General features: G+C 70.1%; 25 protein-coding genes. 12 read left to right on the forward strand and 13 right to left on the reverse strand.

The window, feature by feature from the left end:
• Positions 1-1077 carry a PadR family transcriptional regulator gene (locus tag OG866_RS14410; RefSeq protein ID WP_329334824.1) on the forward strand — a complete coding sequence of 359 codons (1077 nt, stop codon included), beginning with the start codon at positions 1-3 and terminating at the stop codon, positions 1075-1077.
• A gap of 197 nt (positions 1078-1274) precedes the next feature.
• Here OG866_RS14410 and OG866_RS14415 read toward each other — a convergent pair whose 3' ends face one another.
• The 4 genes from OG866_RS14415 to OG866_RS14430 all read right to left on the reverse strand — a co-directional run bounded on the left by OG866_RS14415 (position 1275) and on the right by OG866_RS14430 (position 4572).
• Positions 1275-1853, reverse strand: a complete 579-nt coding sequence (locus OG866_RS14415) for a Clp protease N-terminal domain-containing protein (RefSeq protein ID WP_329334825.1) — start codon at positions 1851-1853, stop codon at positions 1275-1277.
• Positions 1853-2062 (reverse strand): HTH domain-containing protein, encoded by a 210-nt coding sequence (locus OG866_RS14420; RefSeq protein ID WP_059192380.1) that lies wholly within the window; start codon positions 2060-2062, stop codon positions 1853-1855. Before OG866_RS14420 ends, OG866_RS14415 begins: the two co-directional genes overlap by 1 nt.
• A gap of 108 nt (positions 2063-2170) precedes the next feature.
• Positions 2171-3136: a zinc-binding dehydrogenase gene (locus OG866_RS14425; RefSeq protein ID WP_329334828.1), complete on the reverse strand. Its 966-nt coding sequence runs from the start codon at positions 3134-3136 to the stop codon at positions 2171-2173.
• A 212-nt stretch (positions 3137-3348) separates the two neighbouring features.
• Complete coding sequence (locus OG866_RS14430; protein WP_329334830.1) at positions 3349-4572, reverse strand: NAD(P)-dependent malic enzyme; 1224 nt, start codon at positions 4570-4572, stop codon at positions 3349-3351.
• 617 nt (positions 4573-5189) lie between these two features.
• Between OG866_RS14430 and OG866_RS14435 the strand changes: the two genes are divergently transcribed.
• From OG866_RS14435 to OG866_RS14445, 3 genes are read left to right on the forward strand one after another with little or no spacing between them, the layout of a single operon-like run.
• Positions 5190-6155, forward strand: coding sequence for an ABC transporter substrate-binding protein (locus OG866_RS14435; protein ID WP_329334832.1), 966 nt, complete (start codon positions 5190-5192; stop codon positions 6153-6155).
• Between the two features lie 28 nt (positions 6156-6183).
• Entirely contained in the window at positions 6184-7152 is a 969-nt protein-coding gene (locus tag OG866_RS14440) for an amino acid ABC transporter permease (protein WP_329334833.1), read from the forward strand.
• 2 nt (positions 7153-7154) lie between these two features.
• A complete protein-coding gene (locus tag OG866_RS14445) occupies positions 7155-7916 on the forward strand; it encodes an amino acid ABC transporter ATP-binding protein (RefSeq protein ID WP_329344097.1) in 762 nt (253 codons plus the stop codon).
• A 59-nt stretch (positions 7917-7975) separates the two neighbouring features.
• On the opposite strand, the gene OG866_RS14450 is transcribed toward OG866_RS14445, so the two are convergent.
• Positions 7976-8740 (reverse strand): class I SAM-dependent methyltransferase, encoded by a 765-nt coding sequence (locus OG866_RS14450; RefSeq protein ID WP_329334835.1) that lies wholly within the window; start codon positions 8738-8740, stop codon positions 7976-7978.
• Between the two features lie 87 nt (positions 8741-8827).
• On the opposite strand from OG866_RS14450, the gene OG866_RS14455 reads away from it, so the two are divergent.
• Complete coding sequence (locus tag OG866_RS14455; RefSeq protein WP_329334837.1) at positions 8828-9478, forward strand: CGNR zinc finger domain-containing protein; 651 nt, start codon at positions 8828-8830, stop codon at positions 9476-9478.
• Here the strand turns inward: OG866_RS14455 and sodX are convergent.
• Positions 9361-9798 (reverse strand): nickel-type superoxide dismutase maturation protease, encoded by a 438-nt coding sequence (gene sodX / locus OG866_RS14460; protein WP_329344098.1) that lies wholly within the window; start codon positions 9796-9798, stop codon positions 9361-9363. The two genes, OG866_RS14455 and sodX, sit on opposite strands and share 118 nt — an antisense overlap.
• A 145-nt stretch (positions 9799-9943) precedes the next feature.
• Here sodX and sodN point away from each other — a divergent pair, with 145 nt between their 5' ends.
• From sodN to OG866_RS14485, 5 genes are all read left to right on the forward strand, one after another.
• Complete coding sequence (sodN, locus tag OG866_RS14465) at positions 9944-10339, forward strand: superoxide dismutase, Ni (protein ID WP_329334839.1); 396 nt, start codon at positions 9944-9946, stop codon at positions 10337-10339.
• Between the two features lie 182 nt (positions 10340-10521).
• Positions 10522-12747 carry a peptidoglycan recognition protein family protein gene (locus OG866_RS14470; RefSeq protein WP_329334840.1) on the forward strand — a complete coding sequence of 742 codons (2226 nt, stop codon included), beginning with the start codon at positions 10522-10524 and terminating at the stop codon, positions 12745-12747.
• 37 nt (positions 12748-12784) lie between these two features.
• The gene (locus OG866_RS14475) at positions 12785-13177 is read left to right on the forward strand and encodes a helix-turn-helix transcriptional regulator (RefSeq protein WP_329334842.1); all 393 of its coding nucleotides are present in this window, start codon (positions 12785-12787) and stop codon (positions 13175-13177) included.
• Positions 13178-13204: 27 nt separating this feature from the next.
• On the forward strand, positions 13205-13615 hold the full coding sequence (locus tag OG866_RS14480) for a VOC family protein (protein ID WP_329334843.1): 411 nt from the start codon (positions 13205-13207) through the stop codon (positions 13613-13615).
• A 15-nt stretch (positions 13616-13630) separates the two neighbouring features.
• Positions 13631-14362 (forward strand): VOC family protein, encoded by a 732-nt coding sequence (locus tag OG866_RS14485; protein ID WP_329334845.1) that lies wholly within the window; start codon positions 13631-13633, stop codon positions 14360-14362.
• Here the strand turns inward: OG866_RS14485 and OG866_RS14490 are convergent.
• The 5 genes from OG866_RS14490 to OG866_RS14510 form a co-directional block, all read right to left on the reverse strand.
• Positions 14349-14687, reverse strand: a complete 339-nt coding sequence (locus OG866_RS14490) for a DUF952 domain-containing protein (RefSeq protein WP_329334847.1) — start codon at positions 14685-14687, stop codon at positions 14349-14351. The genes OG866_RS14485 and OG866_RS14490 overlap by 14 nt on opposite strands.
• Before the next feature lie 9 nt (positions 14688-14696).
• Positions 14697-15902 carry an RNA polymerase sigma factor gene (locus OG866_RS14495; protein WP_329334850.1) on the reverse strand — a complete coding sequence of 402 codons (1206 nt, stop codon included), beginning with the start codon at positions 15900-15902 and terminating at the stop codon, positions 14697-14699.
• A gap of 5 nt (positions 15903-15907) precedes the next feature.
• Positions 15908-16321, reverse strand: a complete 414-nt coding sequence (locus tag OG866_RS14500; protein ID WP_329334851.1) for a YciI family protein — start codon at positions 16319-16321, stop codon at positions 15908-15910.
• 99 nt (positions 16322-16420) lie between these two features.
• Positions 16421-16630 carry a hypothetical protein gene (locus OG866_RS14505; RefSeq protein ID WP_329334853.1) on the reverse strand — a complete coding sequence of 70 codons (210 nt, stop codon included), beginning with the start codon at positions 16628-16630 and terminating at the stop codon, positions 16421-16423.
• Positions 16631-16656: 26 nt separating this feature from the next.
• Positions 16657-17241 (reverse strand): dihydrofolate reductase family protein, encoded by a 585-nt coding sequence (locus tag OG866_RS14510; RefSeq protein WP_329334854.1) that lies wholly within the window; start codon positions 17239-17241, stop codon positions 16657-16659.
• A gap of 133 nt (positions 17242-17374) precedes the next feature.
• On the opposite strand from OG866_RS14510, the gene OG866_RS14515 reads away from it, so the two are divergent.
• Entirely contained in the window at positions 17375-17965 is a 591-nt protein-coding gene (locus OG866_RS14515; RefSeq protein ID WP_329334856.1) for a TetR/AcrR family transcriptional regulator, read from the forward strand.
• A gap of 45 nt (positions 17966-18010) precedes the next feature.
• Here OG866_RS14515 and OG866_RS14520 read toward each other — a convergent pair whose 3' ends face one another.
• Both OG866_RS14520 and OG866_RS14525 read right to left on the reverse strand, forming a co-directional pair.
• The gene (locus OG866_RS14520) at positions 18011-18616 is read right to left on the reverse strand and encodes a GNAT family N-acetyltransferase (protein ID WP_329334858.1); all 606 of its coding nucleotides are present in this window, start codon (positions 18614-18616) and stop codon (positions 18011-18013) included.
• A gap of 387 nt (positions 18617-19003) precedes the next feature.
• A complete protein-coding gene (locus OG866_RS14525) occupies positions 19004-20410 on the reverse strand; it encodes a family 2B encapsulin nanocompartment shell protein (RefSeq protein ID WP_329334860.1) in 1407 nt (468 codons plus the stop codon).
• A gap of 301 nt (positions 20411-20711) precedes the next feature.
• On the opposite strand from OG866_RS14525, the gene OG866_RS14530 reads away from it, so the two are divergent.
• Positions 20712-21302: an N-acetylmuramoyl-L-alanine amidase gene (locus tag OG866_RS14530; protein ID WP_329334861.1), complete on the forward strand. Its 591-nt coding sequence runs from the start codon at positions 20712-20714 to the stop codon at positions 21300-21302.
• Positions 21303-21328: the final 26 nt, after the last annotated feature.

The following is a 21328-nucleotide window of genomic DNA, read 5'->3' on the forward strand; positions in this document are numbered from 1 at the left end:
ATGCCCCCCGTCTTCGCCCACGGCCGCCTCCGCCTCTATCTGCTGAAGCTTCTCGACGAGGCCCCGCGGCACGGCTACGAGGTGATACGGCTGCTGGAGGAGCGCTTCCAGGGGCTGTACGCGCCCTCGGCCGGCACCGTCTACCCCCGCCTCGCCAAGCTGGAGGCCGAGGGCCTGGTCACGCACACCACCGAGGGCGGCCGCAAGGTGTACGCCATCACGGACGCGGGCCGCGCCGAGCTGGCCGACCGCAGCGGTGAACTGGCCGACCTGGAGCTGGAGATCCGCGAGTCGGTCGCGGAGCTCGCCGCCGAGATCCGGGCCGATGTGCGGGGTGCGGCGGGTGATCTGCGCCGCGAGATGCGCGCCGCCGCCTCCGAGGCCCGGCGCGGGGGCGGCGACGGCGCTCGCGTACCGGACGGCGGCCTCGGGGACTTCGCGGAGCACGCGGACAACGAGTCGTGGCGTGCCGCCAAGGAGGAGATGCGCCGCGTCAAGCAGGAGTGGAAGGAGCAGGCCCGGCGCGCCAAGGACGAGAGCCGGCGGGCCCGTGAGGAGGCCCAGCGGGCCCGGCGCCAGGCCAAGGAGGCGCAGGAGCGGGCGCGGGAGCAGGCCCAGGAAGAGGTGCAGCGAATCGCCCGGCGGGTCCAGGAGCAGGTGCAGGACCACTTCGCGCGGGGCGACTGGCCCACGGGGGTGCGTGAGGGGCTCACCGAACTGGCCAAGGAGTTCGGCGAGTTCGGGAAGGACTACGGCAAGGAGTTCGGGAAGGACTTCGGGTTCGGCCGGGGCGGTGAGGCGGGGCACGGCCGGAAGTCGGCGAAGTCGGCACCGGCGCCCGAGTACAGCCAGACCCCGGAGGACTTCCCGGCCGACTACGAGCCGTCCTGGGCCCACGAGACGGACACCGGCGACCCGGCCCGTGACCTGGACCGCCTCCTCGACCGCTTCCGCGACGACATCCGTGACGCGGCCCGCGACCACGGCGTCACCCCGGACCAACTCCGGGACGCGCGCCGCCACTTGTCGGCAGCGGCGGCCCACATCGGAGCGCTGCTGCGGACACCGAAGGCCTGAGCACCGGCGAGGACATCGGGCCTCGGGACCGGCGAGGACGTCGGGCCTGAGCGCCGGCGCGAACGCCTCCGGTGGTGCCGTCGACCGCGTCGGCACCACCGGATCAAGCGTCAACATTGGCGCCGTAGGAGGACAACGCCCCGCCGCCCGGGCCTCTCCGCCCGGGCCGCCCTCACCTCTCAGCCCACCCTCACCTCTCAGCCCGCCTTCGCCTCTCCCCCGCCATAGAGGACACGGACCAGCGACTCGCACGTCACCCCGTGATCGGCGAGGACCTCGGCGGCGACCCCGGGCCCCTCGGCGAGGGCCAGCAGAAGGTGCTCGTCGCCGACATGCCGGTCCTTGCGACCGACGGCGACCCGCAACGCCCGTACCAGGACGTCCTTGGCGCTCCGGCTGAACGGACGGCGTCCCGACCACCCGGCCCACCGTCCCGCCCCCGCCCCCGCCCGGCCGCCGGCCATCGCACCGGCACCGTGCACCTCCTCGACCCGGGCGACGATCTCCGACACGTCGATGCCCAACCCCGCCAACGCGTCGGTGTCGGCCTGGGACAGCCCGCCGCGCCGACGGGCCTCGCCCAGAGCCTGCCGTACCGAATCCAGCCATCCCGCGCCGCCGACCGAGGCGAGCGCGAACGACGCCCGGCTGCCCTCCCGGTCGAGCAGCGAGAGCAACAGGTGCTCGGCGTCGACGGTCTCCGACCCACCCCGCTCCGCATGCGCGACCGCACCGGTCACCACCTCGCGGGCCTCCTTCGTGAACCGCTCGAACATCAATGCCTCCCGTACTTCTTGTGCACGGCCTGCCTGGTCACACCGAGTTCCGCGGCGATCTCCTGCCACGACCATCCCTGGTTGCGCGCACTGCGCACCTGCACCGACTCCAGCTGCTCAAGAAGGCGGCGCAGTGCGGCGACGGCCCGTAGACCGACCCTGGGGTCGCGGTCGCCCGCGCGCTCGGCGAGATCCGTTGCTTCGGTCATGATGTCAACCTACGTTGACATGAGAGCGACGTCAACCAGAGTTGACACATCCGGCACGACAAAGGCGGGCCCGGCCGACCGGACCCGCCTCGACCGTCTCTCGCGACCTCAGCCGTTCGTGAGCACGATCTTCCCGAACTGCTCCCCCGACGCCAGCCGCTCGAAGCCCTCCCGGGCCCGGTCCAGCGGGAGTTCCTCGTCGATGACCGGACGGACCCCCGTCGCGGCGCAGAAGGACAGCAGGTCCTCCAGCTCGTCCTTGGTGCCCATCGTGGAGCCGACGACCTTGAGTTCGAGGAAGAAGATCCGGGTGAGTTCGGCGTGCGAGGGGCGGTCGCCGCTGGTCGCGCCGGAGATGACGAGCGTGCCGCCCGGCTTCAGGGACTTCACCGAGTGGGACCAGGTGGCGGCGCCGACGGTCTCGATGACGGCGTCCACGCGCTGCGGCAGCCGCGCCCCGGACTCCACCGCCTCCACGGCGCCCAGCTCGATCGCCCGCTTGCGCTTGGCCTCGTCGCGGCTGGTGGCGAAGACCCGCAGGCCGGCCGCCTTGCCGAGCACGATCGCGGCCGTGGCGACACCGCCGCCGGCGCCCTGGACGAGGACCGAGTCACCGGGCCGTACACCGGCGTTGGTGAAGAGCATCCGGTACGCCGTCAGCCACGCCGTGGGCAGACAGGCGGCCTCCGCGAAGGAGAGCTCCTTGGGCTTGGGCAGCACGTTCCAGGTCGGCACGGCGACCTGCTCGGCGAACGTTCCCTGGTAGCGCTCGGTGAGGATGGAGCGCGGCTCCTTGGGACCGACGCCATGGCCGCTCTGGCCGATGACCGAGTGCAGGACGACCTCGTTGCCGTCCGCGTCGACACCGGCGGCGTCACACCCGAGGATCATCGGCAGCTTGTCCTCGGACAGGCCGACGCCCTTCAGGGACCAGAGGTCGTGATGGTTGAGGGAGGCGGCCTTGACGTCGATGACACTCCACCCCGAGCGGGCCTCGGGAGCCGGGCGCTCCCCCAACTCAAGGCCACTCAGCGGCTGGTCACGGTCGATGCGGGCGGCGTAGGCAGCGAACATGATGTTGACGATAGGGTCCGCGGCGTCCCGACGGAACCGTGGGGCGCTGTGACACACACCCTCTTGCCACCGGCCTCATCACCACCCGAACAGCCCCGCCCCCAAGTAAAAAGTGACCCCGCCCGGCACAAAGCCGAACGGGGCCACCTCAGCGCCCAGTCACCTCAGCGCTCACTCGTCTCAGCGCCCAGTCACCTCAGCGCCAACTCGCCTCAGCGGCGAGCCACACCCTCCGCCCGAGCCGCGGCGGCGACCGCCGCCGTGACCGCCGGAGCGACCCGCTCGTCGAACGGGGACGGGATGACGTAGTCCGCGGCGAGGTCGTCGCCGACCACGGACGCCAGGGCCTCCGCCGCCGCGATCTTCATGCCCTCGGTGATGCGGGAGGCCCGCACCTGGAGCGCACCGGCGAAGATGCCCGGGAACGCAAGCACGTTGTTGATCTGGTTCGGGAAGTCGGAGCGACCCGTCGCCACGACCGCCGCGTACTTGTGCGCGACGTCGGGATGCACCTCGGGGTTCGGGTTGGCCATGGCGAAGACGAACGCGCCCTCGGCCATCGACGCCACCGCCTCCTCGGCCACCGTGCCGCCGGAGACGCCGATGAAGACGTCGGCGCCGGCGAGGGCGTCCTCAAGGGAACCGGTCAGCCCGGCCTTGTTGGTGAAGGAGGCCACCTCGCGCTTGACGTCCGTCAGGTCCGCACGACCCGTCGAGATGACGCCCTTGCGGTCGGCGAGCGCGACATCCCCGATGCCCGCCTCGACCAGCATCTTGGCGATGGCGACACCGGCCGCGCCGGCGCCCGAGATGACCGCGCGGAGCTGCCCGATCTCCCGCCCGCTCAGCCGCGCCGCGTTGCGCAGGGCCGCCAGCGTGACCACGGCCGTGCCGTGCTGGTCGTCGTGGAAGATCGGGATGTCGAGGCGCTCCTGGAGGCGCTTCTCGATCTCGAAGCACCGCGGCGCCGAGATGTCCTCCAGGTTGACCCCGCCGAAGGAGGGAGCGAGGCGGACCACGGTCTCGACGATCTCGTCGACGCCCGTGCAGTCCAGCGCGATCGGCACCGCGTCCACGCCGCCGAACTGCTTGAAGAGGATGGCCTTGCCTTCCATGACCGGAAGGGAGGCCTCGGGCCCGATGTCACCGAGTCCGAGGACCGCCGTGCCGTCGGTCACGACGGCGACGACGGACGACTTCCACGTGTAGTCGTGGACGAGCTCGGGCTGCTCGGCGATGGCGCTGCACACCTTCGCCACGCCGGGCGTGTACGCGAGGGACAGGTCGTCCTTGTCACGGATCGGCACGGTGGCCTGCACTGCCATCTTGCCGCCGCGGTGCAGCGCGAACGCGGGGTCGAAGGAATCGAGGGGTTCCGCCCCTCCGTCCTGGCCCGTATCGCTGTCGCTGCGAGGATTGACGATCTCCGCTGCCACTTGTTCTACCCCTTAGATATTCATGGTTTGAGGGTGGCCACTCCTGGTTGAGAAGTGGGCGGGCACCGCGTGCGGCCCTGTGTCGGTGATGCGTACGGGCCGTACACGACGGGCGCGCCGCACACGCGCCCTGAGCCCCGGATGAGGGGTGTAAAGAACCTTCTTACCGGACGGACGGCACCTGCGACGAGTCCAATACGTGCAAGGTCACATGACGGACCTCGCACATCACATATCGGTGACATGAATCATGAACAAATATGTGGACACACGCTCGACACCCTCTTGACAGCGGGTCGAGCGGCCGTTCACGCCGGGAGGTTGGCGCTCACATCGTGAGATGCGCCGAAGATCCTCCGGCCGGAAGAATGGGTTCCCGCAAGAGGTGCGGCCATGATGTCCGACCTGATGCGGTTCGGGGGTAACCCGTTATCCGATTTTGACATGGCTGGCCCCCTGAATGGCGTAGTCCGAATGGCAAGATGCCGTAATCACACGAGGTCGCGGCACTCGAAGGCGTGTGCTCTCGTCGACCTAGGAAACCAAGGCTCCTGCCGACCCCATCGGCAGAAGCCCGCCCCATCGGCAACTCCACCCATCCGCCGGAGGAACCCACCATGACCGCAAGCTCCACCCGTCGTACGACCGCCGCCCGTTCCCGGCTCGCAGCGGTCGGCTCGATCGCGGTCGCAGGCGCCCTGATTCTCACCGGCTGCGGTGACCAGACGGACAGCGGCAACGACAGCGGCTCGAAGGAGACCGCGTCCTCCAGCAAGGCGCCGCTCTTCGACAAGCTGCCCGCAGGCATCCAGAAGGCCGGCGTCATCAAGGCCGGTACCAACGCCGAGTACGCGCCCATGGAGTACCAGGAGGGCGGCAAGATCGTCGGTGTCGACATCGACATCGCCGACGCCCTGGGCGAGAAGCTCGGCGTGAAGTTCAACTTCACCTCCGGTTCCTTCGACGGCCTGATCACCGCCCTGAACTCGGGCCGCTACGACCTGGCGATGTCCTCCATGACGGACACCAAGCAGCGCCAGGAGGGCCTGGACGACAAGGGCAAGAAGCTCGGCCCGGGTGTCGACTTCGTCGACTACTTCAAGGCCGGCACCGCCGTCTACGTCGCCAAGGGCAACCCGAAGGGCATCAAGTCCATCGAGGACCTCTGCGGCCAGACCGCCGCCGTGCAGCGCGGCACCACGTACGAGGCCGCCCTTCAGACGCAGTCCAAGGCCTGCACGAAGGACGGCAAGAAGAAGATCGACATCGAGTCGTTCGAGAACGACACCGAGGCCCAGACCCGTGTGAAGTCGGGCGGCGCCGTCGCCGGTGTCAACGACTACCCGGTCGCGGTCGACCTGGCCCGCAAGGCCGACGGCGGCAACGCCTTCGAGGTCGTCGGCGAGCAGGTCGACGCCGGTCCGTTCGGCATCGCCGTGAACAAGGACAACAAGGAGCTCACCTCCGCGCTGGAGGCGGCCGTCAACGCGATCATCGAGGACGGCACGTACAAGAAGATCCTCGACAAGTGGGGCGCCCAGTCCGGCGCCATCGACAAGGCCGCCGTCAACGGCGGCAAGTGACGTCCCGCACCACTGAAGGGCAGTCACGGTGACTGACAAGTTCGAGAAGGAGCCGGCGGACGCGACGCCGCCGGTCTCCAAGGAGGCCTCCGCCTCCGCTTCCGCCGCCTCCGTGGCGCCCGAGGCGATCAAGGCCGTCCCGGTCCGCCACTGGGGCCGCTACGTCAGCGCGGTCATCGTCCTGGCGCTCGTCGGCCTGCTGGTCAACGCCTTCGCCACGGCCGACAAGATCCAGTGGTCCGCGGTCGGCGACTACGTCTTCGACGACACGGTCCTCAAGGGCGCCGGCCGCACCCTGCTGATCAGCGTGCTCGCGATGATCCTGGGCGTGGTCCTGGGCGTGATCCTGGCCGTCATGCGGCTCTCCAAGAACCCGGTGACGAGCTGGGTGGCCTGGGCCTACATCTGGTTCTTCCGCGGGACCCCGGTCTACGTCCAGCTCCTGCTCTGGTTCAACCTGGCCCTGATCTTCCCGATGCTGAATCTCGGTCCGATCTACAAGGACGAGATGGTCGACGTCATGACCCCGTTCATGGCCGCGCTCCTCGGCCTGGGTCTGAACGAGGCCGCGTACATGGCGGAGATCTGCCGCGCCGGTCTGCTGGCCGTCGACGAGGGCCAGACCGAGGCCTCGCACGCGCTCGGCATGAGCCAGGCCAAGACGCTGCGCCGGATCGTGATCCCGCAGGCGATGCGGGTGATCGTGCCGCCGACCGGCAACGAGTTCATCAACATGCTGAAGACCTCGTCGCTGGTGTACGCAGTGACGTACAACGAACTGCTGCGCGCCACGTCGACGATCGGCTCCACGTCGTACGCCGTCATGGAGATGCTGTTCGTGGCGTGCATCTGGTACCTGGTCATGACCAGCGTGTTCAGCGTCTTCCAGTTCTATCTGGAGCGGCGTTACGCCCGCGGCACGTCCCGGAGCCTGCCGGCGACGCCGTTCCAGAAGGTCAAGGCCAACATGCTCTCCCTCTCCAACTGGCGGCGATGACCATGAACGCAATGGTGAAGTCCGAGGGCGTGCACAAGTCCTTCGGCCCGGTGGAAGTCCTCAAGGGCATCGACCTGGAGGTCAAGCAGGGCGAGGTGTTCTGCCTCATCGGCCCCTCCGGCTCCGGCAAGTCGACCTTCCTGCGGTGCATCAACCACCTGGAGAAGATCAACGCCGGCCGGCTGTACGTCGACGGCGAGCTGGTCGGCTACCGCCAGAAGGGCGACAAGCTGTACGAGCTCAAGGACAGCGAGGTCGCGCTGAAGCGCCGGGACATCGGCATGGTGTTCCAGCGGTTCAACCTGTTCCCGCACATGACGGCGATCGAGAACGTCATGGAGGCCCCGATCCAGGTCAAGGGCGTGAGCAGGTCCCAGGCCCGGGAGCGGGCGGGCGAGCTCCTGGAGCGGGTGGGCCTCGCCGACAAGGCGAAGAGCTACCCCTCGCAGCTCTCCGGCGGCCAGCAGCAGCGCGTGGCCATCGCCCGCGCGTTGGCGATGGACCCGAAGCTGATGCTGTTCGACGAGCCGACCTCGGCCCTCGACCCGGAGTTGGTCGGTGACGTCCTCGACGTCATGCGCGACCTCGCCGAGTCGGGCATGACGATGGTCGTCGTCACCCACGAGATGGGCTTCGCCCGTGAGGTGGGCGACAGCCTGGTCTTCATGGACGGCGGTGTGGTGGTCGAGTCCGGCAACCCGCGCGACGTCCTGACCAACCCGCAGCACGAGCGGACGCAGGCGTTCCTGTCGAAGGTGCTGTAGCGGTTCGTACGACGACGAGGGGCGGTACGGGATTCCCGTACCGCCCCTTCGTCATACCGTCACTTGACCGCGAGCAGCAGCGTGTCCGACGGCGAGGCCCACACCGGCCGCGCCTCCCCGAAACCCTGCTCCCGCAGCACGCGCGCGTGCCAGGCGGCGGACGGCATCTCGCCGTCGGCGTGCTCGCCGTAGATCTCGAAGCGCTTGGCCGTGGGCTCGGCGAGGGCCGGGTCCTGGGCAGCGATCTCCCACCACTCGGCCCAGTCGAGGGCGCCGTCCGCCTTGGCCTGATCCATGCGCGCGTGACGCTGGGCGCGCTCGGCCGCGTTGATCCGGGGCGTCGTCTCGTCGATCATGTGGTCCGCGTTCATGAAGACACCGCCGTCGCGGACGAGTTCCGCGACCTGACCGTAGAGGGCCGCGAGGGGTTCGCTGTGCAGCCAGTGCAGGGCCGTGGCGGTCAGGACGGCGTCGTACGAGTCGTACGGCAGCTTCGCCGGCCAGTCGGGGTCCTTGAGGTCGGCGGTCACGAAGGTGACCCGGTCGTCGCCCGCGAAGGTGCCCTCGGCGATGGCGAGGAGCGCCGGGTCGAGGTCGACGCCGGTGCTGGTGGCCTCCGGGAACCGGGCGAGCAGCCTGGCCGTGATACTTCCCGTGCCGCATGCCAGGTCCAGCACGCGCGGGCGGGGTCCGACGAGGGCCTCGACCATGTCGAGCATGATCCGGAAGCGTTCCTCGCGGTCGGGCATGTACCACTCCTGCTGCCGGTCCCAGCTCTCCTGCCAGGCCTGCCAGTCGGTGTGGGTTCCGGTTCCGGTCGTCAAGGGATCCCCCTCTTCCTGTGCACACGTAATACCCTGGAAGCACGATCAGCTGTTACCGACCCTAGTTCACCCCCGTAAGGACTACAAGTGGAACTGGCCTATTACTCGGATTACGCCGTGCGGCTCGTCAACAGCGAGGACCCGGCCCGGGGCAAGGACACGCTGACCTCGGTCGAGGCCATCCGCGAGCTGTTCGGCGGCAGCCAGGAGGCGGCCCGGCGCGCCACCGAGTCCGATGTCACCCGCTTCCGCTCGGTCCGCGGCCGGCTGCGCGCGGTCTTCGAGGCCGCCGACACCGGCGACGAGACCCTGGCGGTCAACCTGCTGAACGCGCTCCTGCTGGAGTTCCCGGTCAGCCCGCAGATCTCCGGGCACGACCACCGGGACGACGACGGCCGCCCCCTGTGGCACATGCACCTGGCCGACCACCCGTCCAACGTGACCGCCGGGTACGCGGCCATCGCCGCGATGGGGCTCGCCTTCCACCTCACCGAGTACGGCGTGGACCGCCTCGGCCTGTGCGAGGCCGCGCCCTGCCGCAACGCCTACCTCGACACCTCCACGAACCGCTCCCGCCGCTACTGCTCCGACCGCTGCGCGACCCGTGCCAACGTGGCCGCCTACCGCGCCCGCAAGCGCCTGGAGGCGGACCGGTCGGAGAAGACCGGCCTGGCCGCCGACAGCACCCAGCGGGCCAGCGCGAGCGGCGAGCGCCGGCCGGCCTCCGGCGGGCGGTAGCGGAAGCGGACCTTGCCCAGGATCAGCTCGTCGGGCACGACACCGAAGTCCTCGCTGTCGGTGGTCGAGCCCAGCGGGTTGTCGGCCAGCACCCACCAGCCGCCCGGCCGCCGCTGTGCCGCCCGCTTCACCACGAGCAGGTTCTGCTGGAGGGGATGGCGCAGGACGACGATGTCACCGGGCCGGACCCGGCCCGTGTAACGGACCAGGAGCTGGTCCCCGTGTTGGAGCGTGGGCACCATCGACGGGCCGCTCACCTCCGCCCACCCGAACAGCGGGAGCGCGGCTCCGTGTTCGGTCTCCTGCGACAGCTCCGGCATCCCCGGCACCTCCCCGGTACGTTCATCCACCAGTCTCAGTCTGACCCCGGACTTTTGTCCTAAGCCCATGGGGGCACTCGCGAAAACCCGTCTCGCAGGGAGTAATGTCCCACCTGAGAAGACGATCACGAGGAAGGAATGCTCCATGCTTTCCCGCCTGTTTGCCCCCAAGGTCAAGGTCAGCGCCCACTGCGACCTGCCCTGCGGCGTGTACGACCCGGCCCAGGCCCGCATCGAGGCGGCGTCGGTGAAGGCCGTCCAGGAGAAGATGGCCGGCAACGACGACCCGCACTTCCAGGCTCGCGCCACCGTCATCAAGGAGCAGCGCGCCGAGCTCGCGAAGCACCATGTGTCGGTGCTGTGGAGCGACTACTTCAAGCCCCCGCACTTCGAGAAGCACCCGGAGCTGCACCAGCTGGTCAACGACGCCCTCAAGGCCCTCTCGGCCGCCAAGGCCTCGACCGACCCGGCCACCGGCCAGAAGGCCCTGGACTACATCGCCCAGATCGACAAGATCTTCTGGGAGACCAAGAAGGCCTGAGCCTCGCCAAGTCTTGCCGTACGGCGGCGCAGTGATACAGATCACTGCGCCGCCGTCGTGCGTAACGGGCGTGTTCCTCCGGATTGACGGCCTTTTGATCGTCTACCTTCCGCATACCTTTCCCTTGGCGTCACACCTGTGATGTCCCTGGGGACACTGTTGCGAAAGGTGTGCGCGTCGAGATGAGACGTCGTTGGTGGGGTGCGGCCGCGCTGACGGCGGTGACGGTGACCGGGGCGCTGGTCGTCCAGGGCATGACCGGAGGTCCGTCCGAGAGCGCCGCGGACGACGGCAAGTCACGGCCCGTCAGGAGCACCAACCGCGCGGCCGAGCTGACCGTGGCCGCCGACGGCACCTCGGCCCGGCTCGCCAAGCGGGACACCGCGGACTTCAGCCTGCTCGGCCTCACCTGGTCGGATCCGTCCGCGCGCGTGGGCGCGAAGATCGAGGCCCGCGCCCGGGACACGAGGACCGGCACCTGGTCGACGTGGCTGACGCTGGACACCGACAACGGGCCGGGCGAGGACGGGGCCACCCGCGGCGGTACCGAGCCGGCCTGGGTCGGGCCCTCCGACGGCGTCGAGGTACGCGTGGACGGCAAGGCCTCCGCCAGACTGCCCGAGGGCCTGCGCCTCGACATGGTCGACCCCGGCACCAGCACCGTCTCCGACGCCGAACCGGCCGCCTTCGCGCTGGACGCCACCGAGTCGCCGACCGCCACCCCGGCCGACAGCCCCTCGCCGGGCACGGCCACGCCGTCGGCCGACGCCTCGGACGGCACCGCGACACCCAGCGTCTCCCCGAGCACTTCGACCACGTTCCCGGCCCCGACCGCCGGTTCGGCCTCGCCGACGCCCACCGCGTCGGCCGGCGCCCCGGCGTCCACGGTCCCGCAGCCCCCGATCACCTCGCGGGCCGGCTGGGGCGCCGACGAGTCGATCAGCCCGCAGGCACCGGAGTATCTGCCGAGCGGCAGGATCAAGGCGGTGACGGTCCATCACACCGTCGACTCCAACGACTACACGTGCGCCGAGGCCCCGGCCGTCGTCCGCGGCATCTACGCGTACCACGTGAAGACGTTGGGCTGGAGGGACATCGGCTACAACTTCCTCGTCGACAAGTGCGGCACCGTCTACGAGGGCCGCAAGGGCGGCGTCGACCAGCCGGTGCTGGGCGCGCACACCTACGGCTTCAACACCCAGACGACCGGCATCTCCGTCCTCGGCACCTACACGGACACCGCCCCGAGCACGGCGGCGATGACCTCCGTCGCCCGGATCGCCGCGTGGAAGCTGGCCCGGTACGGCGTCGACCCGGACGGCACGACCACGCTGACGGCGGGCGCGACCGGCGGGAACTTCTCCGGCAGGACCTGGGCGCAGGGCGACCAGCTGGACTTCCCGACGATCATCGGCCACCGCGACGGCTACAACACCGAGTGCCCCGGCACCGCCTTCTACGCCGAGCTGCCGACGATCCGCTCCTGGGCGGCGGGCCCGGTCACCGGCCTCGCCCTGAAGTCGGTCACCGGCTCGGGCACGGTCGGCTCGACGACGTACACCAAGGCCTCGGTCACCCTGAACTGGTCGATCACCAGCCCGGCCGCCTTCGTCTCCCGGTACGAGGTGCTGGTCGACGGCAAGGTGGCCGCCACCGCCGCGGGTACCGCCACCTCCGCCAAGGCCACGCCGGCCGTGGGCACGCACAAGGTCGCCGTACGGGCCGTCCACCAGTCCGGGAAGACGGCCACCACCGCGACGGCCACGGTCGTCGCGGAGACCACCGCGCCCACCTTCTCCACCAAGCCCAGCCCCGCCCTGCGCACCGGCACGGTGAGCACCACGGCCGTGCCGCTCACCCTGAAGTGGAAGGCCACGGACTCGGCCGCGCTGAAGGAGGTCAGACTGACCGCCCCGGCCACCGCGACCTACGGTCCCGCGACGACCAGCACCCTCCAGAGCGCCAGGTCCGCCACGGCCACCACCTGGTCGCTGAAGGCCTACGACCAGGCCGGCAACACCGCCACCGCCTCGGTCAGCGGCACCCCGGTGATCCTCCAGGAGACCTCGGCGACCAGGTCGGGCACCTGGACCGCCAAGTCCTCGTACAGCTACCTGGGCGGCGCGTCGTACTCCAGCAAGACCAAGAACTCCTCGCTCAGCTGGACGTTCACCGGCCGTTCGGCGGCCTGGGTGGTCTCGCGGGCCTCGACCTCGGGGCAGGCGTACGTCTACGTGGACGGCACGAAGGTCGCCACCGTCGACCTGAGGTCGACGACGACCGCGTACCGGAACGCGATCTGGGCGAAGACGTGGTCGAGCAGTGCCAAGCACACTGTCAAGATCGTGGTCGTCGCCACCAGCGGCCGCCCGACGGTGACGACGGACGGCCTGGTGTACCTGAAGTGAGCTGACCGCGCCCCGGGGACCGTGCGATGCTGACCGGGTGAACCGTGAGGATCTGGTGCGACTGCGCAAGGCCCGTGACCGTATGGACCGCGAGTACACCGAGCCGCTCGACATGGCGGCCCTCGCGGGCACCGCGCTGATGTCCCCGGGCCACTTCCAGCGCAGCTTCAAGGATGCCTACGGAGAGACCCCGTACGGCTATCTCATGACCCGTCGCGTCGAGCGCGCGAAGATGCTGCTGCGCCGCGGCGACCTCACCGTCACCGAGGTCTGCATGGCCGTCGGCTGTACGTCCCTCGGCTCGTTCAGCTCCCGCTTCACCGAGCTGGTGGGCGAGACGCCGAGCTCGTACCGGGCCCGGTCGCACGAGGAGAGCGCGGAGATCCCGCCGTGTGTGGTGCGGGCGTACACACGACCGAGACGGGCGTGAGGCCGTTATCGACCTTAGGTTGGCTCCATGGACCTGAAGCTCCACACCTGTTTCATCGCCGTCGACGACCACGACAAGGCGATCGCCTTCTACTGCGACGTCCTGGGCCTGGAGGTCCGCAACGACGTCAAGTACGAGGGGATGCGCTGGACGACCGTCGGGTCACCGCTGCAACCGGACGTGTCGATCGTCCTGGAGCCGCCGGCCGCCAACCCCGACCTCTCCCCCGCCGACCGGGAGGTCATGGAGCAGCTGCTCGCCAAGGGCGTGCTGCGCGGGGTCAACTTCACCACCGCCGACTGCGACGCCCTCTTCGCCCGCGTCCAGGAGTCCGGCGCCGAGGTGCTCCAGGAGCCGACGGACATGCCGTACGGCGTGCGCGACTGCGCGTTCCGTGACCCCGCCGGAAATATGCTGCGGTTCATGCAGGCCCCCTGACCTACGATCCCCGGCATGAGCATCCGCTGGACGTACGCCTTCATCGACCGCCCCGCCGCATCCGCCGACCGCGCCCATGAGTTCTGGACGGCGGTCACGGACACGCGGCTCTCCCCGCCCCGGGGCGAGTTCGTGACCCTGGTGCCGTCCGGCGCCGACCCGTGCGTGAAGGTGCAGGGCGTCGACGCGGGCGCCGGTGGCGCGCACCTGGACTTCTGCGTGGACGACGTACCGGAGTTCGTGAGGTCGGCCCTCCGGCTCGGGGCGTCGACGGCCGCCGAGCACGAGGGGTGGGCCGTACTCCGTTCCCCGGCCGGTCAGTTGTTCTGCGCGGTGCCCTGGCACGGCGAGTCCGTCCGCCCGCCCGTGGTGGACGGCTCCCGCCTCGACCAGGTCTGCCTGGACCTCGCGCCTTCGGCCTTCGACGCCGAAGTCACCTTCTGGACCGCCCTGTTGCCCGACTGGCACTCCCGCCCCGGGTCGCTCCCCGAGTTCCACGTCCTCGCACCGCCGCCGGGCCTTCCCGTCCGCATCCTCCTCCAGCGCCTGGGCGAGGACCGCCCCGCCTCCGCCCACCTGGACCTGGCCTGCGCGGACATCGAGGCGACCCGGCTGCGGCACGAGAAGCTGGGCGCCGAGACCGTCGCCCACGGCCGCCACTGGACGGTCCTGCGCGACCCGGCCGGCGGCACATACTGCCTGACCGGCCGGGACCCGGAGACGGGCGGGCTGCCTAGCGCGGGGTGACCTCCCACGGTTCCACGTCCACCACGGCGTCCACCGGGAGCGGCCCGTAGATGTGCGGGAACTCCTCCGCGCCGGGCTCCGGGGCCTCGTACTTCAGGGGGACGCCGAGCCGGTCGGGGTCGATGACGAGCAGCACCAGGTCGTCGGGGCCGTCGTAGGAGCCGTACAGGAAGGCCGCGACCTTCGGGAGCTGGGCGCGGGTCGAGCAGTGGATGAAGCCCTCCTGCTGGAGGGTCTTGCCACGGGTCGACATCTCGTACGTTCCCCGGGCGCGGGCTTCCTCCCAGAGGGAGCGTTCGGTGAGGTGCACGATGCGTGTGGACATGCGGCCACGCTACGGCCTCAGCCGTGCCGCCCGCCTCCGCAAATAACGCCGCTCGGGCAGGCTCAGGGTCTGCGCGGCGGCCGACTCGTAGGCGGCGCGGGCCTCGTCGTACGACCCGGCGCGCTCCAGCAGATGCGCCCGTACGGCGTCCCGGCGGTGGCCCAACTCGCCTTCCAGCGCGTCCAGTTCCGCGAGGCCGACCCGCGGCCCGTGGACCATGGCGACGGCGACCGTGCGGTTGAGGCGTTCGACGGGGCCGGGGACGAGGCGGACCAGAAGGTCGTAGAGGCCGAGGATCTCCCGCCAGTCGGTGGCCTCCGCGGACGGTGCCTCGTCGTGGACGGCGGCGATGGCCGCGCGCAGTTGGTAGGGGCCTGCCGGGCCGTGCGCGAGGGCCGCGGTGATCAGGGCGACGCCCTCCTCGATCGCGGCCTTGTCCCAGCGTTCGCGGTCCTGTTCGTCGAGGGGCACGAGGTCGCCGTCCGGGCCGGTGCGGGCCTCGCGGCGGGCGTCGGTGAGCAGCATCAGGGCGAGCAGCCCGGTCACCTCGCCGGTGCCGGGCAGCAGCCGGTGGACCGCGCGGGTCAGCCGGACGGCCTCACCGGCGAGGTCACGGCGTTGCAGCGCCGGTCCGGAGGTCGCCGTATAGCCCTCGTTGAAGATCAGATACAGGGTGTGCAGGACGGCCGGCAGCCGTGCCTCCCAGTTGTCCGGCTGCCCGAAGGACACGCCCCGCACCTTCTGCTTGGCGCGGCCTATTCGCTGCGCCATGGTCGCCTCGGGCACCAGGTAGGCGCGAGCGATCTCGGCGGTCGTGAGGCCGCCGACGGCGCGCAGGGTGAGGGCGATCTGCGCGGGCTGGGGCAGGTCGGGGTGGCAGCACAGGAAGAGGAGGGTGAGGGTGTCGTCCTCGCACGGTGCCCGGTCCGGTCCGGACGCCAGCCGCTCGCCGAGCGCCGCCGCCCGCTCCTCCCGCGCCCGCCGGGCGTCCTCCGCCCGCAGCACGTCCGCGAGCCGCCGCGAGGCCACCCGGATCAGCCAGCCGCGCGGGTTGTCCGGGACCCCGGCCGCGGGCCACTGCCCGGCCGCGGCGAGCAGGGCTTCCTGTACGGCGTCCTCGGCGGCGTCGAAATGGCCGTATCGCCTGATCAGCGCGCCGAGGACCTGCGGCGCGTGCAGGCGCAGCAGGTCCTCGACCCCGGTCGTCCGTCGCACGGGGCTCAGATGTCGCCGGCGCCGTCCAGGATGGGACGGATCACCACCGCGTAGACGGGTGCGCCCGCGGGCTGCGGACAGCGGGTGACGCGGTCGGCGATCTCGGTGACCCGCTCCAGGCTCGCGCAGTCCAGCACCCAGTAGCCGGCCATCAGCTCCTTGGTCTCGCTGTACGGCCCGTCGGTGATCACGGCCTTGCCGTCCGCGCCGAGCGTGACGTGACGGATCTTCGCGGGCTCGGCGAGGCCCTGTGCGTCGATGAACTCGCCGGTCTCGGCGAGGTCGTCGTTGATCGCGGACATGTGGGCGTACATCGCCTGGATCTCGTCCTCGTTCCAGGCGGGAGAGTTCTCGGAGGCCTTGCCGCGCATGGCCTCGTAGTCCTGCTGCGTGCCCTGCACCATCATGAGGTACCTCATGGGTCCGCTCCTTCGGCTCCGGCCGCGCCTTTTGCGGGCGGCTTCTCACAGGGGACGTCGGAGCCGGGCCGGGGTTCTCGACAGTTTCGCGACCCGGGTTCAGGGATTCTTCCCGGCGGATTTCCTTGCCGTCTTCTTCGCGCGCTCGTCGTCGGGCTCGGTGCCCTCCTCGGCGTACGCCTCGCAGTCCGGATTGCGGCAGGGCCCTGCCACCCAGACCGGGACCCACGCGCCCAGCGTCTTGTGACGGTGGACGACTGTTTCGACCGGCTGTCCGCAGACGGGACAGACGCGTTCTTCGCTGCCCATGCCTTCAGGGTAGGGCGGCCCGGGCGTCAGCGCTTCCTGCTGTACGCGCGCACGAGGACGCCGTTCTTTAAGACGCGGACCTCGTCGAGGGCGAACTCGGCGACCGAGAAGCCGGCGGCGAACATCGGCATGCCGGTGCCGAGGGCGACCGGGTAGGTCTTGATGACGAGCTCGTCGATCTCGTCGCGCAGTTGGCCGGCGAGCTGTGCGCCGCCGCAGAGGTAGATCCCCAACGGGCCGTCCTCGGCCTTGAGTTCGCGGACCTTTTCGAGCAGGCCGGCGGCGATGATCTCGACGTCCGGGTCGGGGGACTCGGTGAGGGTGCGTGAGGCGACGTACTGGCGCAGATGGTCGTACGGGCTGGTGAGGCCCTCCTTCAGGCCGACGTCGTAGCTGCCGCGGCCCTGGATGACGGTGTCGAACCGCCTGGACGGCAGGTCGTGGACGCCGAGGGCCCGGCGGCCGTGGGAGGCCATGGTCTCCGGGTACTCGGCGGTGAGGAACTCGATGAACTCCTCGTCGACGAACGGGTACATGAACGACGCGTCGCCGCTCTCGTCACCGATGAAACCGTCGATCGAGCAGGCGACGAAGTACGTGAGCTTTCGCAAGCTGGTCTCTTTTCGTAGGCTGCGTTCTGTCGTGGTAACCACTTCAGTTGTAGTGCTTCAGTTGTAGTACTTCAGTTGTAGTGGTTGCAAGGGTTTTTCTGGGCATGGCTGGAAGTAGGAGAGGTGATTCCGCATGGCCGGTAATCCGGAGCGGCGGGCGGCGCTGGTCGACGCCGGGGTCGCGGTGCTCGCGCGGGAGGGGGCGCGCGGGCTGACGTTCCGCGCGGTGGACGCCGAGGCAGGGGTGCCGGTGGGCACGGCCTCCAACTACTTCACCGGGCGCGACGAGCTGCTGCGACAGATCGACGCGCGGCTGCATGTGCGGCTGGCACCCGATCCCGAGGTACTCGCCGGGCTGCTGGCGAGACCGAAGGACCGGGCGCTGGTCACGGCGTTCATGCACGACCTGATGTCCCGCGCGACCGCCGACCGCACCGGCTATCTGGCCCTCCTGGAGATGCGCCTGGAGGCCACCCGCCGCCCCGAGCTGCGCCAGTCCTACACCCGGTCGGTGCGCGCCGACCTGGAGCAGGGCATGGAGTTCCACCGCGACGCGGGGCTGCCCGGCGGCGACGAGACGGTCACCGTCCTGTATCTCGCGATGCTCGGCCTGATCCTGGAACATCTGACCCTGCCGGGCGTGCTGGAGGGGGTGCTGCCGGGGGTGGGGGTACCGGAGGGGCTGGTGGAGCGGATCGTGGAGACGGTGGTGCCGGAGGGGTGACGGTAGAGGGGTGGTGGTCGAGGTGAGGGGGTGGAGCCGGCTCGGTCAGGGGCGGGGTTCGCGCCACATCGGCCACATCTGGGGGCCGTCGGGGAGGTCCAGTGGGCGGTTCAGGAGGGCGAAGCCGAGGCGTTCGTAGAGGACGCGGCTGCGGGCGCTGCTGGCCTCCAGGTAGGCGGGCAGCCCCTCACGGTCGCAGCGGTCGAGGACGGCGCCGATGAGGGCCGTGCCGAGGCCCTCGCCCTGGTGGTCGGGGCTCACGCCGATCATCCAGAGGTACTCGTGGGCGCGGCCGACAGGGTGGATGTCCTCCGTGAGCCGGGCGATCAGCTCGATCCGCTCGTTGGCGGGGTCGATGCTCGCGCGCATCTGGGCGGGGCCGTCGCCGCCGTTGCCCTCGTCCTCGCCGTGCGCCTCGGCCGGCATCGGGAGCCACAGTGCGCAGGCCGTGCCGTCTTCGGTGAGGTCGATGCGGCCGTCGGCCAGCACGATGTCGGTGAAGGCGGCCATGAGCTTGTGGTGGGTGGCCCGGCGGTACTCGTCGCCCGGGAAGACCCAACGGCTGACGGGGTCGTTCTGGAACGCCCTGTCCAACAGCCGTACGACCAGATCACGGTCGTCCTGGCCCGCCGCCCGTATCGCCACACCCATGGTCCGCCCCTTTTCCTCAACTGGCCGTGATCGTCCGGCCGTTGACTCTATCGGGGTAGGTGTGGCGGATGCGCCGAGGCGGCGGGGCCCGCACGCCGTGGGGATGTGCGGGACCCGCCGGACCGGAGCCCCTCGGGGCCGTGCGGGGTCAGGAGCCGCGCGGCCCCGGGGGTTCCGGGGTCTGGGGTCGGGCGCCCGCATCCACTGCGCCCGTGCCTGTAGCCGTGCCTGCGTCGGAGTCCGCGCCTGTGCCCGTACCTGTCTCCGTGCGGCAGTACGGCCCTCAGTTGTCCCAGCGCTCAACCGCCACGCCGTGTCACGTACTCCGCGAGGGCCATCAGCGAGTCCGGTGACAGGAACGCGTCCGCTGCCGCCGGGCGCAGGGGGTCACCGCCAGCGGCCGATCTCGACGTTCTCCAGGACCCCGAGCGCGTCCGGCACGAGGACCGCGGCGGAGTAGTAGGCGGTCACGAGGTACTTGATGATCGCCTGTTCGTTGATGCCCATGAACCTGACGGACAGGCTCGGCTCGATCTCGTCCGGGATGCCGGCCTGTTGCAGTCCGATGACGCCCTGCTCGGCCTCACCGGTACGCATGGCGATGATCGAGGTCGTACGGGCCTCGGTGACCGGGATCTTGTTGCACGGGTAGATCGGGATCCCGCGCCAGGTCGGGATGCGGTTGCCGCCGACGTCGATGGTCTCGGGGACGAGTCCGCGCTTGTTGAACTCACGGCCGATCGCGGAGATCGCGCGCGGATGGGCGAGCAGCAGCTTGGTGCCGCGCCGCCTGCTGAGGAGTTCGTCCAGGTCGTCGGGGCTGGGCACACCGTCGTGCGGCTGGAGGCGCTGGTCGTACTCGCAGTTGTGGAGCAGTCCGAACTCGCGGTTGTTGACCAGCTCGTGCTCCTGGCGCTCCTTCAACGCCTCGACGGTCAGCCGGAGCTGGTGCTCGGTCTGGTTCATCGGCTGGTTGTAGAGGTCGGCGACACGGGAGTGGATGCGCAGGACGGTCTGGGCGACGCTCAGTTCGTACTCGCGCGGCCGGGCCTCGTAGTCGACGAAGGTGTGCGGGATGTCCGGCTCACCGCTGTGGCCCGCCGCGAGAGCGATCTCTTTCTCGCCGTATTTGTTGGTGCTCTGCTCCGGGATCGAGCGCAGCTCCTGGAGGTGATCGCGCAGGGTGTCGGTGCGCTCGGCGACCTGGTCGACATCGCCTCGCGGCAGGACCAGCACCGTACAGGCGGTGACCGCGCGGGCGGTGTACTCCCAGATGGCGTCGGGGTCGAGCAGGGCCTGGTCGCCGAAGTAGGCGCCGTCGGCGAGGACTCCGAGCACGGCGTCGTCGCCGTAGGGTCCCGTGCCGATCTTCTCCACCTTGCCGTGCGCCAGCAGATAGACCTCGTCGGCCTGGCTGCCGAAGGAGGCGATCACTTCGCCCGGCGCGAACTCACGCTGCTGGCAGCGCCGGGCGAGTTCGCCGAGAACCTCCTCGTCCTCGTACGACCTGAGCGCCGGCAGTTCGCCCAGCTCGGCCGGGATGACCTCGACGCGGTCGCCCGTCTTGACGAAGGTGACCCGGCCGTCCCCCACGGCGTAGGTCAGCCGGCGGTTGACGCGGTACGTACCACCCTGGACGTTCACCCATGGCAGCGTGCGCAGCAGCCAGCGGGAGCTGATCTCCTGCATCTGGGGTGCGGACTTGGTCGTGGTGGCCAGGTTCCGCGCGGCTGCCGTACCGAGACTCTGCTGCGGACGGCCCTGCTCCGCACGGACCTCTTCGCCTACCGACATATGAGAAACGCCCTCCCGTACATGCCCGGGCGCCGGTCTGCGCCGGGACATCTGTACGCGCAAGCCTTCCTCACGGAGCGTGTCCGTGCTATTACCCGAAAGAGGGGGACTGGATCTTCGATTGCTGGGCATTGATGCAGCTCTCGCACATGCGTACTTTTCCGGTCGGATCCACGACCTTTGTCCGAAACGGCTCGCACGCCGTACGAACAAGTAGTGCCGGCCGTCCGCTTTCGGTACAAGCACGGGTTACGAGGCGTCCGCGGCAGGCGGCCGTCGCCACGCAGGTGAAGGAGGCGGCATGGCCCCACCCATGTCCGCGGCGGATTTCCTGGACGCTCTCAGGGACGAGGGCGTCACCGTCGTGGAGGTCGGCGACTGGAGACATCACAACCGCAACCACAAGGGTCCGTGGGGCCCGGTGCACGGCGTGATGATCCACCACACGGTCACTCAGGGTAGCGAACACACGGTCGAACTCTGCCGCGACGGCTACGAGGACCTGCCCGGTCCGCTCTGCCACGGCGTCATCACCAAAGACGGCCGGGTCCATCTCGTCGGCTACGGCCGCGCCAACCACGCGGGCCTCGGCGACGACGACGTCCTGCGCGCGGTGATCGCCGAGAAGCCCCTCCCGCCCGACAACGAGGCGAACACCGACGGCAACCGTCACTTCTACGGTTTCGAGTGCGAGAACCTCGGCGACGGCCACGACCCCTGGCCGGACGTCCAGCTGGAGGCGATCGAGCGGGTGGCCGCCGCGATCTGCCGCCACCACGGCTGGACGGAACGGTCGGTCATCGGCCACCGGGAGTGGCAACCCGGCAAGGTGGATCCCCGCGGGTTCACCATGGCGTCGATGCGGGAGCGCGTCGGAGACCGCCTCCAGTGACACGCGTCAGGGACCGCCTCCGGTGA

Origin of the sequence: Streptomyces sp. NBC_00663 (assembly GCF_036226885.1) — a bacterium.
Lineage (GTDB): Bacteria > Actinomycetota > Actinomycetes > Streptomycetales > Streptomycetaceae > Streptomyces.